Source organism: Brevibacterium sanguinis, from assembly GCF_003315415.1.
Lineage (GTDB): Bacteria > Actinomycetota > Actinomycetes > Actinomycetales > Brevibacteriaceae > Brevibacterium > Brevibacterium celere_A.
In genome coordinates, this window is sequence record NZ_QNSB01000001.1 from 203411 (window position 1) to 216237 (window position 12827).

Below are 12827 nucleotides of genomic sequence, written 5' to 3' on the forward strand. Positions count from 1 at the left end.
GTTCTCTGCGAGTCGTCGAGGGTTCATGTCCCATCCTACTGTGACGGTGCGAGAACAGAGCCGGTCTCACCGGTTCAGGCGCTCCCTCCACGCCGCCATCACCTCGGCGTCGGTCGGTTTCGAGGCGAACGACCCGATGAGGTAGCCGATGAGCGAGGCGATGAGGCCGAGGTAGATCGCCTCGTTGGCGTAGATCCCGGCCACGATCATCACGACCACGGTCGTCACCGCCCCCATGATCATCCCGGCCATGACTCCGACGATCGTGCCGCGCCGGAAGATCAGGCCGCCGAGGATCGGGATGAACAGTCCGGCCACCAACAGGTTGTAGGCCACTGTCAGGGCCTCGACCACGCTCGGCATGATGAGAGCGAGCACGAGGGTGACGACACCCAGGCCGATGAGGTAGATGCGGGAGTCGCGGATCTCGTCGCCGGTCTCACGGACCAGGGACTGTGCGAGCGCCGACTTCGCCCCCGAGACCTCGACGCGCTGCGTCGCTCCGCCTGCCGGCACCGCCGCACCGTCGGCTCCGCCGGTCGGCGCCTCGGACCCCTCGGCCTCCTTCTTCACGAGCAGCGGTTCGACGATGTCCTGCCGACACACGGTCGACGCCGCCATGAGCGAGCCCGATGCCGTCGACATCATCGCCGCGAGTGCGGCGGCGAGGACGAAGCCGGCGAACACCGGTGACATCGAGGCATCGACGACGGCGACGAACACATCGTCGGCGACCTCGATCCCGGGAACGATCTTGGCCGCAGCCATGCCGACGAGCGCTCCCGCCACGGCATAGAACAGGCAGTACACTCCGGCGGAGAACCCGCCCCACCGGGCGACTCCGGGACTGCGTGCGGTGAAGACGCGCTGCCAGATGTCCTGGCCGATGAGCAGGCCGAGGGTGTAGATGAGGATGTAGCCGAGGATCGCCTGCCAGCCGATTCCCGTCACGCTCGCCTGCTCCGGGGTGATGGAGGAGAAGAGCTCACCGATGCCGCCGGCCTTGCTGAGGACGATGGGAAGCATGATGAGGAAGATGCCGATGGTCTGGATGAAGAACTGGACGAAGTCGGTCAGGGTGATCGACCACATGCCGCCGAGCATCGAGTAGAGGATGACGACTCCGCCACCGATGATCACCGACCAGAACTTGTTGAGATCGAACAGCGCGTGGAACACCGTCGCGTAGGCCACCGTCGACGTCGTCGAGATCATCAGCCCGTACGCGGTCATGATCGCTCCCGAGACCAATCGGGACCCGTGCCCGTAGCGCAGTTCGAGCATCTGCGAGACCGTGTAGATCTCCAGCCGCTGGATGCGCGGCGCGAACAGCAGGGACAGGGCGATGATGCCCAGCCCGATGCTGAACACGAGCCACATCCCCGACAGCCCCGAGGTGTACCCGAGACCGACGCCGCCGATCGTCGACGCCCCGCCGAGGACGACCGCCGACATCGTGCCGGTGTAGAGGAGAGGTCCCAGGCGGCGGCCGGCGACGAGGAAGTCGTCCTGGTCCTTCGCCTTGAACCGTCCCCAGATTCCGAATCCCACCATCGCGGCGAGATAGATGATGACTACCAATGAGTCCACAATGACCCTTTCCGATTGGGCATCCTCGACGGTCTCTGCACGCCGTCCGAGGTCTGCCTCGTGCTCAGTTCAGTGCTTCAGGCCCCGACCATGACGTGGATGACGGTGGGAACGGAGCGTCCCAGCGCCTCGGCGACCGCACCGGGCAGACGCTGCGCCAGCTCCGCCTCTCCGATCCGCACGCCGACCCCGCCCATCGACTCCCCGAGAGCTGCGAAATCCGGCCGGTCGAGCCTGACCGCGAACGGTTCGATGTCCCGGTCGACCATCTGCGCCTCGATCTCGGCGTACCCGCCGTTGTCGACGATGACGAAGGGGATCCCCAGTCCGAGTTCCGTGGCGGTCATGATCTCCTGGATGGAGAACATCGCCGCCCCGTCGCCGAGGACGCACACGACGGGCCGGGAGGCCGCGGCGACCTTCGCCCCGATGGCCGCGGGGATCCCGTAGCCCAAGGTGGCGAAGCCCGGCATGTAGAGCAGCTGATCGGGTGTCCGTGCGTCGAGCGCGTGGACGGTTCCGTCGTAGGTGACCTGGGACGAGTCGCCGGCGATGACGACGTCGTCGCCGGCCCCCTGCGTGACGAGGCGGGTGACCCGCGAGCCGATCGACTCGAAGTCGAAGTCTTGCCTCCAGGCGTCGCGGATGGCGGAGGTCCGCGCGGCCCCGTCCTCCCGCACCGAGGCGGATTCGGGTTCGTCCGCCGAGGCGGGGGCGGAGTCAGATTCTCCCGCCGAGGCGGCCGGCCCGCCGGTCGTCCGCAGCGCCGCCATCAGCGCGGCGAGGAACTCGGAGACATCGGCGCATGCGAGGATGTCACCGCCGAGGTTCTTGCCCAGCTGGTCGGGGTCGATGTCGCAGCGGATCACCGTCTGGGCCGAGCCCGCGGTGCGCACGCCGACGGCACTCTGGTCGCCGATGAGCCCGCCCCACAGGTCGGAGTCGGCGAGTTCGGACCCGAGCACGATGAGCACGTCGGCGGCCGCCGACTCGGCCTGGACGCTGGGGAAGCGGACATTCGCGCCCAGCGACAGGGGATGGTCCTCCGGCAGGATCCCCTTCCCGTTCGCGGTGGTCGCGACGGGAGAGTCGAGGAGCTCCGCGAAATCCCGGACCTCGGCGCCTGCCGCCCGCGCTCCGCCGCCGGCCACGATGAGCGGACGTCTCGCCTCGCGCACCGCGGCCGCCGCCTGCGCGATGACCCGGTCATCGAGGCCCGGCCGCCTGCGCGGAAGCGGAATGGGAACGCTGCCGTTCCACGCGCCCTCGAGGACGTTGAGGGGGACCTCGATGTGGACGGGACCCGGGCGTGACGACGCGAAGAGGGCGAACGCCTCGGCGACGGCCTGCGCGGCTCCCTCCGCGGTCCGCGTGCGCTGGGAGGACACGAGCAGATGCGTCAGTGCCCCCGAGGAGTCCTTCGTCTCGTGGAGCATGCCGATGTCCGCCCGTTCGAGCCCGGTGGGCACTCCGGGGGAGAGGATGAGCATCGGCCGCGACTCCGCGTACGCCGTCGCGGCGGCCGTGATCACGTTGGTCAGCCCCGGCCCCGAGGTCGTGATGACGACCCCGGGCCGGCCCGAGAGCAGGTGGTAGCCGTCGGCGCCGTACCCGGCCCCCTGCTCGTGGCGAGGGGTGATCGCGCGGATGCCGAACTCCGGCAGATGCCGGTAGAACTCGAGGTTGTGGGTGCCGGGGATCCCGAAGATCGTGTCGACCCCATGAGCGGCGAGCGTGGCGACGACGGCTCGGCCTCCGTTGCGGAACGGCTCGGTCATCCTCAGACTCCCAGCGCTTCGCCGCTGGGCCCCGAGGGACCGGTGGCACCGTTGGCCGCGGCGGCCCACAGGGACAGGATCTCGTAGCCGCAGTGGGCGGCGGCGATCCCGGTGATCTCGGCATGGTCGTAGGCGGGAGCGACCTCGACGATCTCCGCGCCGACGACGTTGAGCCCCTGCAGCCCGCGGATCGAGTTGAGCAGCTCGCGGCTCGTCATGCCTCCGGCCTCCGGGGTCCCGGTGCCGGGTGCGGCCGCCGGATCGAGGACGTCGATGTCGATCGACAGGTAGACCGGAGCATCGCCGAGGCGCTTGCGGATCCGCCCGACGACCTCCTGGATGCCGGAGAACTGATACTCGTCGCTGCGGATGATCTGGAAGCCGAGCACCGCGTCGTCCTCGAGGTCCTTCTTCCCGTAGAGAGGTCCGCGGATGCCGACGTGCATGCACGACGAGAGGTCGAGCAGGCCCTCCTCGCTCGCCCGGCGGAAGGGGGTGCCGTGGGTGTACGGGGCGCCGAAGTAGGTGTCCCACGTGTCGAGGTGAGCGTCGAAGTGGAGGACCGCGATCTTGCCGTGGGTCTTGTGCAGCGACCGCAGGTTCGGCAGGGCCAGGGTGTGGTCGCCGCCGAGGGTGAGCAGCTTCGCTCCGTCGGCGCGCAGCTCGTCGGCCGTCGCCTCGACCGTGGTCACGGCCTCGGTGATGTCGAAGGGATTGACGCCGAGGTCGCCGCAGTCGGCGACCTGCTGCCAGGAGAACGGGTGGACGTTCGTCGCCTGGTTGTAGGGGCGCAGCAGCTTCGAGGACTGGCGGATGTGCGCCGGGCCGAAACGGGCGCCGGGCCGGTAGCTGACCCCGGCGTCGAAGGGGACGCCGATGATCTTGACGTCGATCTTCTCGCCCGGGCGAGCGGCCTCGACCTCGTCGAGGCGGGGCAGCAGACCGAAGGTCGGCGGGCCCGCGAAGCGAGGAGTCTGACTGTAATCGGCAGGGCCGAGAGGCTGAGACGACATTGACTCTCCTTGGATCGGTGTGCACCCGCCGAGCGGTTCGGCGGGCGGTGCGTCGAGTGGTCGGCATCAGCCTAGGACGTGTAGGCCCGGTCACAGATAGCCGAAGCGGACAGTTCGTCGCATCAACTGTCCAGAATGGATAGACTGATGGCCATGGTGACCCTGGGACAGCTGTGGGGGCGGCGGGAGCTGGCCCTCGACATCGTCGTCGACCCACCCGGGGCCCGCAGCCTCGAGATCACGATCGTCCATTCCTCGGAGCTGCCCCGCGTCGACGAATGGCTGGCAGGCGGTGAGGTCCTGTTGACGATCGGGGTCAGCCAGGACCTCTCCGCCGCGACGGTCGCCGACTACGTCGCACGGCTGGCGGGAATCGGAGTGCGGGCGCTGGGCATCGGTCTCGGTTCGGAGCTGCCCCTGCAGACGATCCCCGCCGCCCTCCGGGACGCCGCTCGGGCGTCGGGTCTCGCTCTGTTCGGGGTGCCCGAGCCGGTGCCGTTCGTCGCCGTCGTCGACGCCTTCACCCGTCTGCGGGAGGAGGAGTCCAATCGCGAGCTCACTGCGGCGAGCAACGCCGGTCGACGGTTCGCCACCGCGCTCGCCTCCCGCGGTCCGGCGGCGCTGATCGCCGAACTCGGCGAGGTCCTGCACGCCGCCGTCAGCTTCGTCTCGCCGACGGGACGAGGACTGAGCGGGCCCGATGCCGAGCTGCCCGTCCGGCGACAGCTCATCGGCGAATCACTGCGCGGATCCCTCGCGCCCCGTCTGCTGCCCACCGTGGACGGCTTCGTCGAGGCCGTGCCCGTCGGCGACGACGCGGTGCGGGGATGGATCCTCAGCCCCGCCGAGGCGAGCGGCAGTCCCCGGATCCGCTCCCTGCTCCTGTCGACCGCCGCGGCGCTGCTCGGGCTCGAGAGCTGGGCGGACCCGCCTCGGCGCGAGGCGATGCGGCTCTTCTCCGAGCCGCTGGGCGCCGAGGAGGCTCGCCGGGAGTGGGTCGGGCTCACGGGCCTCGCCCCGGTCTCCCGCGTCGGCTTCGCCGTCTACGGCGACGTCCGCGGTGAGTCGACCGGGCAGCTCATGGCCGATCTCTCACCCGGAGTCGTTCTCACCCGCGCCGGCTCGACGCTCGCGGTCGTCCATGCCGGCGCCGACCTCGGCGAGGACGACGCCCCCGACCTCCTCGACCGTGTCGCCGAGATCACCGGCGTGCCGACGCTCTATCGGAGGACGATCCCGCTCAGTCGCGTCCACCACACCTGGACGGTGTGGCGCGGCCGCACGGACGCGGGGGGCTCCGACCTGCGCCGTCTGCTGTCGGCGATCGATGAGGCGGCGGCGAACGAGTTCGTCGACCGGGTGCTCGGCCCGATGCTCGCATCGACCGAGGGCCGCGGTCTCCTCGAGACCCTGCGCGCCGTCGTCGCCGCAGGCGGCGCCCGTGACGCGGTCGCCGCCGCGCTCGGGGTCCACCGGCACACGGTCCGGGCGCGCATCGGGCGGATCGAGAGGCTGCTCGGCCGGGACCTGTCCCGCGCCGAGACGATGCAGGAGGTGGGCATCGCCCTGGAACTCGCGGGGCTGTGACCCGGTTCTAGCCGAAGTGCTCGGCGCGGAACGCCGCGGCGATGTCGAGGACCCGGTCGAGTCCCGGCTGCTCGCCGATGCTGATCCGCACCCCGTGCTCGAGGTTGCGCACCGCCACGGACTGCTCGACGCAGGCGTCCTCGAAGGCCGCCGACAGCTCACCGAGGGGCAGCCACACGAAGTTCCCCTGCGCCTGGGGCACCTCCCAACCCTGGGCGCGCAGGGCCTGGGCGAAGTCGTCGCGGGTGGCGGCGATGAGCGCCGCCCTCTCGAGCACCTCGTCCCAGTGCTCGAGCGAGGTCAGTGCCGCCGCCTGGCTCAGCGCGGTGACGCCGAAGGGGATGACGGCCTTGAGCAGACCGGAGATGATCGGTTCCCGGGCGACGGCGTAGCCCACTCGCAGTCCCGCCAGCCCGTGGGCCTTGGAGAAGGTCCGGAGCAGGACGACATTGGGGTGGTCGGCCCAGATGTCGAGGCCGCGGGCGGCACCCTCGGCGGTGACGAACTCCCAGTACGCCTCATCGAGGGCGACGAGCACGTCGTCGGGCACCTCGGCGAGGAAGTCCCTGAGCTCGCGGTCGTCGAGCGCGGGTCCGGTCGGATTGTTGGGGGAGCAGAGGAAGATCAGCCTCGTCCTGTCCGTGATCGCCGCGGCCATCGCGTCGAGGTCGTGGCTGCCGTCGGGCCGGTTGGGCACCTCGATCCTTCCCGCACCGGCGAGCCCGGTGGTCTGCGGATACATCTCGAACGAGGGCCACGGGTAGATCGCCTCGGTGGACGCATCGGAGGTGATCTGGGTGAGTGCGACGAGCAGTTCGCTGGCACCTGCGGTGACGATGAGCTCGTCGATGCCGACGCCGAGGCGGGCGGCCAGTCCGCGGCGCAGCGCGAGTGCCGAATCGTCCGGGTACTGGGCGGGATTCACGGCATGGGCGGCCATCGTCTCGAGCACGGCGGGCAGAGGCGCGAGGTGGTTCTCGTTCGACGACAGCTTGTACGGCCGCAGCCCCTCGACCGTCTTCGGCGGATTGCCGGGGATGTAGGGCGGAAAGGTCTCCAGCGCCGCTCGTAGCCGCGGGTGAGTCGCCCGCGGAGTCTCGGTGCGGTCGGCAGAGGGCTCGGCGCGGTCGGCAGATTTTCGGGAGGTTGTCCGATCGGAGGAGGATGAGGAGGGAGAGATCATCCATTCATGATGGCACAGGGCTCACCACGGCTTGTCGGGGGTCGACCTTCCTCCCTGACCGCCGTCACCCTGCTGCTGCTGTTCGCGCTCGGACTGCTCCGAGCGGCGTTCGAGCTCCTCGCGCTTCTTCTCCTCCTCCGACTTCTCCCCTCCGCCGCCGGAGTCGGGCTTCTGCTCGCCGTCGTCGGATCCGCCCTGGTCGTCGTTCTCGTCGCCGTCGCTTCCGGACTGATCCCCGCTCGAGGAGCCGTCGGACTGTTCGGCGTTCTTCTTCTCCTCGACGCGTTCCTTGGCCTCCGAGCTCTTCTGCTGCTCCTCGCTCTTGTCGGGGCGACACTCCTGCGGGGCGTCATCGAGGGTGCGCAGAGCCTGCTCGTAGAGCTCGTCGGCCTTCGTCCTGTCCTCGGCGGCGATGTCGTCGGCGAGCTTCTCGTAGACATAGGAGAGGTTGACGCGCACCGCGCACTCGTCCCTCGTCGGCGCGATCTCGAGAGCCGCCTCCAGGTCGGTCCGGGCCGGGTCGAAGTCGCCGACGGCCGCGCGGGCGGTGCCGCGGTTGAAGTAGCCGATGTGGCGTTCGAACGGACTCAGGGCGAGGAACACGGTCGAGGCCTTCTGCGCCCCGGGGAAGTCGTTGGACTCGTACCGCACCTGAGAGGCCGCGCCGTAGTACACGGTGACCGCGAGGTAGGTGAAGACGAGGAGCAGGAAGCTGCCGACGATGAGGTTGACCCGGGTGAGGGTGCGCAGCCCCGTCCACGACCCGAGGAGTCTGGACGCGCGCAGTCTCATGATCGACCTCCCCGTGCACCGGGCCACGATCCTCCGCCGGACCCCGCAGGACTGCCGGGCCCCGGACCGCCGCGACGCCCCGCAGGACCGACTCGCCCCGCAGGACCGCCGCGTCTCTGAGGGCCGACCCTCCCCGGCTGCAGGCTGCGCAGTCGGTTGAGCTCCCTGACCCCGATGACCATCTCGACGACGAGCCAGCCGAAGACGAGGATGAGCGGGACCCAGAAGTACTCGTCGACCGTGACCCTGTCGTCCTTCTTCACCAGCGTCTGCTCGTACTTCGGGGCGGTGTAGGCGGCCGCCATGTCGGTGCCGCCGTCACGGTGGTGGTAGTCGACGCCGAGGTCCTCGGCGATCGTCCTGAGATTGGACTCATCGATGGTCGAGATGCCCGGATTGCCCTGGCTGTCGCGGATGTACTCATCGGGGGGCCCGGCCTCCTGGTCGGGATTCGGGACGGACCCGAACGCGCGCGGCTCCTTCATCTTCCCGCCCTGCGCGGTGCCGTAGCCGAACACGGCCCCGTCGTCGATGCGGGAGGAGAAGGACGCCCAGGAGTCGGGTTCGGCCGCGACGGTCTGCTCGCCGTCGCCGAAGTAGAACACGACGGTCTTGTTGTCGGGACGGTCCTCCCGGTTCGATTTCATCCGCTTGTCGAGCTCGGCTCCGGCCTCCGTGATCGACGAACCGTTGGAGTTGAGTGAGAGCTCGGGGCTGAGCACGTCGACGGCGGAGGCGAACGCCGCGTGGTCGGTCGTCAGCGGCATCGCCGTCGACGCGGTCGAGGCGAAGGTGATGATCGACAGGCGGGTGCCGGGGAACTGCTCGGCAAGGGCGAGCATGTCCTTCTTCACCCCTTCCAGACGCGTCCTGTCCCCGTCGTAGTCCTCGGCGGCCATCGATGTCGTCGTGTCGACGAGGAAGTAGACGTCGGCGGCGGTCTCGTACTCCTCGGTCGTCGACTGCACGGGAATGCCGGGCCGGGCCAGCGCCACGCCGAGGACGAGGACGACGCCCATCCGGGCGAACCAGCGCCAGCGAGGCCCATCACCGCGGACGCAGGGGATGATGCACAGGGTGAGCAGGGCGACGACGAGGAACCCGAGCCCGAACCAGGTGAAGAGGGGATCGACGATCATGATCTCACCCTCCAGGCAAGGACGAAGACGGCCGCCAGGGCGAAGACCGCGATGGTCAGGGGAGCGGCGGGCATGTCATGGACGATGGTGTACGAGCGTCCGGGAGTGCGCTGGGCCTCCTGGCTCTGGATCTCGGAGACGATGGAGTCGATCGTCGACGCCGACCCCATGTCGAACTGCTTGCCGCCGGTGCGATCGGAGACGGACCTGAGCTCCTTGGTCTGGGTCGTCGTGAGGATGCTCGGCGGGGAGAGGCTGTAGACGCGGATGTCCGCGTCCACCGCGATGTCCGTCGCCTCGTCGAGGTCGAACAGCGGCTGGCCGGCGAGCATGTTGTCGGTCGCGAACACGATCGACCGGGAGCGCTTCTCGTCCTGCCGGTCGAAGTTGTCGATGCAGGAGACGAGGCCGTCGCCGATGAGGGAGGAGCCGTCGATGTTCGGCGGCGCCGTCGACCACGAGTAGTCGGTGCCCTCGGTGCCCCAGGAGCGGAAGCCCTCCTCGGCGTCCTTGAGGTAGTTCTTCACCATGTCGTAGTCGTCGGTGAGCGGGAACGCGGAGACCGCGGTGGAGTTGAACACGGTCATCCCGATGCGCTCGCCGTCGAAGCGCTCGACGAGCTCCTGATAGGCCAGGAGGAGGTCGGCATCGTAGCCGAGCATCGAACCGGAGACGTCGAGGCAGAGCATGACGTCGCGCAGCTTCCTCTCCGGGTTGACGGTCTCGATCCAGGCCGGCCGGGCGATCCCGGCCAGGGCCGAGATCCCGGTGACGGCGATGACCGCGATGAACGCCGAGGTGGTGAGCAGTCGGGTGCGCATCGCCCGCCGGAAGCTCGGCAGCGTGGTCATCCGGGAACTGTGGGCCACCGGCAGGGAGGACTCCCGGGGGCCGGGGCGGCGGAGGACGAAAACCGTGACGGCGGCGAGGACGAGGAGGATGGCGGCCAGCCACCAGAACATCAGGACCATCGGCTCACCAGCTTCCTCGCCTCGGCGATCTGCGGCCGCAGATCCTCGGCCTCGTCCTCGGCGAACTCCGCCCGGTAGAGGCTCGAGAGGGAGGCGGCGAGGTCGTCGAGGCCGGCCACGGCGGCGTCGCGGTACGTCAGGTGCTCGGCCTTGACGCCCCAGGCGTCGCCGGCGAACTCGCGGACGATCTTCGCCAGCTCCCGGGCCGAGGTGCGGACGTCGGCGTCGCCGCGCTCGAGCGTGGCCTCCACCTCGGCGATGCGACTCATGTAGGTGCTGCGCACGGGGATGGGGATCCGCGGGCGCGCCTTCGTCCGGGAACCCGCGGCGGCGCGCAGGAGCGGGGCGAAGAGGTTGACGAATGCCGCGAGCAGGACCGCGGCGGCGGCGACGTACCACCAGACCGAGATCTGCAGGGGCCCGATGAGCTCAGCGGGGCCCACGACGATGCCTCAGCAGAAGTGTGTGGAGGCTGCCCAGGGCCTGATCGGGGTGGGCGACCTCGGTGTGGGCGATGCCGAGCTTGGCGAGCAGGTCGATGCGGGCCTGCCTTCGCTCGGCCTCGGCGGCGAGGTACTCCGCGCGCACCCTCGGGTTCGCCATCACCGAGGTGGGCAGGCCGACCCCGGGACGGGAGACGTCGAAGGGCGCCGAGGCGGGTGCGAGACCGGCGAGGTCCGCGTCGGTGACCGTGATCCACAGGACCTCGTGCTGGGCGCGCAGACGGCGGATCGTCGCCTCCTCGTCGGGACCGAGCGGAGCCTGATCGGAGATGACGACGATGAGCATCCGGTGGTTGATGTGGGCGGTGATCCACTGCAGCTGCTCGTTGATCGCGCCGTCGGCCCCACTGCCCTGCTCGGCGAGGATCTGCTGGAGGAGGTTCTCCAGGTGGGTCTCGCTGCCCTTGCGCGGTGACGCGGTCGTGCCCTCGGCGCTGCCGTGGATGAGCATGACGTCGTCGCCGTGGCGCACGGCGAGGTACCCGGTCATCCCGGCGAGGAGGATCGCCAGCTGTCGCTTGTCCGCCCCGGCAGCGGTCACCGCGTCGAAGTTCCGGGACGTGTCGACGACGAGAGCGAGGATGTGGCGTCGGTGGGCGACGTAGCGCTTGACGAGCGGTTCGGAGTGCCGGGCGGTGGCCTTCCAGTCGATGTCGCGGATCTCGTCGCCGGGGATGTAGTCGCGCAGGTCGTCGAAGTCGAGGCTGTGCCCGTGGAACACCGAGGAGTAGTCGCCGTCGAGGAGGCGACGCGTGCGCCGGTGGGCGTGGATGGTCATCCGCGCCTTGATCCGATTGAGCAGAGCAGTCATGACGAGGTCCCGATCACGGCGTGGGCACGGCCATGAGCAGGGCGTCGACGACCTGGGCGCTCGAGATGTTTTCCGCGGCGGCCTCGAAGTTGAGCTGGATGCGGTGGGCGAGCACCCGGTGGGCGAGGTCCTTGATGTCCTCGGGGATGACGTAGTTGCGTCCGCGGATCATCGCCAGGGCGCGTCCGGCGTTCGTGAAGGCGATCGAGGCGCGCGGGCTCGCTCCGTACTCGATGTAGGGGGCGAGGCGGCCGAGGTACTTGCCGGTGTTGCGGGTGCCGTGGACGAGCTCGACGAGGTAGCGGCTGATCGCGGGATCGATGTAGATGGTCTGGGCGTAGCGCTGCATCGTCACGACGTCCTCGAGGTCGCACGCGGGCGCGGGCACGGCGTCGCGGTCGAAGACGCCGTTGTCGAGCCGGTTGAGGATCTCGAGCTCCTCGTGCGGGCTGGGGTGGGTGAGGAGGTCCTTGATCATGAACCGGTCGAGCTGGGCCTCGGGCAGCTGGTAGGTGCCCTCCTGCTCGATCGGGTTCTGGGTCGCCATGACGAGGAAGGGCCGGGGCAGGTCGAAGCGGCGCCCGCCGATCGTCGTCTGCCTCTCCTGCATCGCCTCGAGCATCGCGCTCTGCGTCTTCGCCGAGGACCGGTTGATCTCGTCGAGGAGGACGATGTTGGCGTGGACGGGGCCCAGCACCGTGTTGAACGACCCCTCGCGGGCATTGTAGATCTGCGAGCCGATGATGTCGGCGGGCAGGAGGTCGGGGGTGCACTGGATCCGGGAGAACTTCCCGTCGACGGCATTGGCCAGGGCGGCCGCGGCGGTCGTCTTCGCCAGACCGGGCACGCTCTCGAGGAGCAGGTGGCCATTGGAGAGGAGGCCGATGAGCAGGCTCTCGCGCAGGCGCTGCTGGCCGACGACGAAGCGATCGAGATAGGACTCCAGTCCGGACAGGATCGACTGCGCGTGGGCAATCTCTTGAGTGTTGGCAGGCGCCGATGCCGTCATGGTGCGGACCTCTCGAATCGCGGGTCTGACTGTCCTCCCCAGCATATTGGCCGACCCTGACACAACACTGGACGATCTCGTGTCAGTACCGACACATAGGGTGGTCGCAGACCACCCGCCGCAGCCGGCCCAGCGGCCGACCCCAGCGTCCGCGACACGCCGAGGCGGGTGATCACAGCGGTGCGCACAGGAAGGAATTTTCGGCTGTGGACAGCGGTGGACAACGGAGGTGGGAAACAGGGCCGGACGGGAGTCGGAGCGGCGACTTCCCAGTGTCCTCGCAGGTGAAGTAATCACATCGATGTTGTTCACAGCCTGTGGACGATTGTGGACGCTCGGGACACAGGCTGTGGACGAGTCAAATGACACTGGTGTAACACTGGATATAGGGGTAGAGTCGTACCCGAACACAACATCTAGTGGTCACGGCCGGTCGGGATCCGCGTGATTC

At 69.2% G+C, this 12827-nt stretch carries 11 protein-coding genes; 1 reads left to right on the forward strand and 10 read right to left on the reverse strand.

The features are described 5' to 3' along the window. Window positions 1-66 precede the first annotated feature (66 nt). The 3 genes from DFO65_RS00910 to speB all read right to left on the reverse strand — a co-directional run bounded on the left by DFO65_RS00910 (window position 67) and on the right by speB (window position 4381). Window positions 67-1590, reverse strand: coding sequence for a sodium:solute symporter family transporter (locus DFO65_RS00910; protein WP_181778561.1), 1524 nt, complete (start codon window positions 1588-1590; stop codon window positions 67-69). 77 nt (window positions 1591-1667) lie between these two features. Further along, window positions 1668-3368 (reverse strand): thiamine pyrophosphate-binding protein, encoded by a 1701-nt coding sequence (locus DFO65_RS00915; protein ID WP_113902534.1) that lies wholly within the window; start codon window positions 3366-3368, stop codon window positions 1668-1670. Window positions 3369-3370: 2 nt separating this feature from the next. Further along, window positions 3371-4381, reverse strand: coding sequence for an agmatinase (speB, locus tag DFO65_RS00920; protein ID WP_113902535.1), 1011 nt, complete (start codon window positions 4379-4381; stop codon window positions 3371-3373). A 135-nt stretch (window positions 4382-4516) separates the two neighbouring features. Between speB and DFO65_RS00925 the strand changes: the two genes are divergently transcribed. Beyond that, window positions 4517-5968, forward strand: a complete 1452-nt coding sequence (locus DFO65_RS00925) for a PucR family transcriptional regulator (protein WP_245940407.1) — start codon at window positions 4517-4519, stop codon at window positions 5966-5968. Window positions 5969-5975: 7 nt separating this feature from the next. On the opposite strand, the gene DFO65_RS00930 is transcribed toward DFO65_RS00925, so the two are convergent. Genes DFO65_RS00930 through DFO65_RS00960 form a run of 7 tightly spaced genes read right to left on the reverse strand, consistent with a single transcriptional unit; the run spans window position 5976 to window position 12376 of the window. Beyond that, on the reverse strand, window positions 5976-7151 hold the full coding sequence (locus DFO65_RS00930; RefSeq protein WP_113902536.1) for a histidinol-phosphate transaminase: 1176 nt from the start codon (window positions 7149-7151) through the stop codon (window positions 5976-5978). 21 nt (window positions 7152-7172) lie between these two features. Further along, window positions 7173-7943 (reverse strand): hypothetical protein, encoded by a 771-nt coding sequence (locus tag DFO65_RS00935; RefSeq protein WP_113902537.1) that lies wholly within the window; start codon window positions 7941-7943, stop codon window positions 7173-7175. Further along, window positions 7940-9082 carry a vWA domain-containing protein gene (locus DFO65_RS00940; protein ID WP_113902538.1) on the reverse strand — a complete coding sequence of 381 codons (1143 nt, stop codon included), beginning with the start codon at window positions 9080-9082 and terminating at the stop codon, window positions 7940-7942. Before DFO65_RS00940 ends, DFO65_RS00935 begins: the two co-directional genes overlap by 4 nt. Beyond that, on the reverse strand, window positions 9079-10053 hold the full coding sequence (locus DFO65_RS00945; protein WP_113902539.1) for a vWA domain-containing protein: 975 nt from the start codon (window positions 10051-10053) through the stop codon (window positions 9079-9081). The genes DFO65_RS00940 and DFO65_RS00945 overlap by 4 nt, the downstream gene beginning before the upstream one ends. Continuing rightward, entirely contained in the window at window positions 10044-10496 is a 453-nt protein-coding gene (locus DFO65_RS00950; RefSeq protein ID WP_113902540.1) for a hypothetical protein, read from the reverse strand. The genes DFO65_RS00945 and DFO65_RS00950 overlap by 10 nt, the downstream gene beginning before the upstream one ends. Continuing rightward, on the reverse strand, window positions 10483-11367 hold the full coding sequence (locus DFO65_RS00955; RefSeq protein ID WP_113902541.1) for a DUF58 domain-containing protein: 885 nt from the start codon (window positions 11365-11367) through the stop codon (window positions 10483-10485). Before DFO65_RS00955 ends, DFO65_RS00950 begins: the two co-directional genes overlap by 14 nt. 13 nt (window positions 11368-11380) lie before the next feature. After that, window positions 11381-12376 (reverse strand): AAA family ATPase, encoded by a 996-nt coding sequence (locus tag DFO65_RS00960; protein ID WP_113902542.1) that lies wholly within the window; start codon window positions 12374-12376, stop codon window positions 11381-11383. Window positions 12377-12827 lie beyond the last annotated feature (451 nt).

Bases quoted from the DNA above. Each gene is read 5' to 3' on its own strand.
- DFO65_RS00945 (WP_113902539.1), bottom strand. From the start codon at position 10,053: ATGGTCCTGATGTTCTGGTGGCTGGCCGCCATCCTCCTCGTCCTCGCC.
- DFO65_RS00955 (WP_113902541.1), bottom strand. From the start codon at position 11,367: ATGACTGCTCTGCTCAATCGGATCAAGGCGCGGATGACCATCCACGCC.
- DFO65_RS00915 (WP_113902534.1), bottom strand. From the start codon at position 3,368: ATGACCGAGCCGTTCCGCAACGGAGGCCGAGCCGTCGTCGCCACGCTC.
- DFO65_RS00930 (WP_113902536.1), bottom strand. From the start codon at position 7,151: ATGATCTCTCCCTCCTCATCCTCCTCCGATCGGACAACCTCCCGAAAA.
- DFO65_RS00925 (WP_245940407.1), top strand. From the start codon at position 4,517: ATGGATAGACTGATGGCCATGGTGACCCTGGGACAGCTGTGGGGGCGG.
- DFO65_RS00940 (WP_113902538.1), bottom strand. From the start codon at position 9,082: ATGATCGTCGATCCCCTCTTCACCTGGTTCGGGCTCGGGTTCCTCGTC.
- DFO65_RS00960 (WP_113902542.1), bottom strand. From the start codon at position 12,376: ATGACGGCATCGGCGCCTGCCAACACTCAAGAGATTGCCCACGCGCAG.
- speB (WP_113902535.1), bottom strand. From the start codon at position 4,381: ATGTCGTCTCAGCCTCTCGGCCCTGCCGATTACAGTCAGACTCCTCGC.
- DFO65_RS00935 (WP_113902537.1), bottom strand. From the start codon at position 7,943: ATGAGACTGCGCGCGTCCAGACTCCTCGGGTCGTGGACGGGGCTGCGC.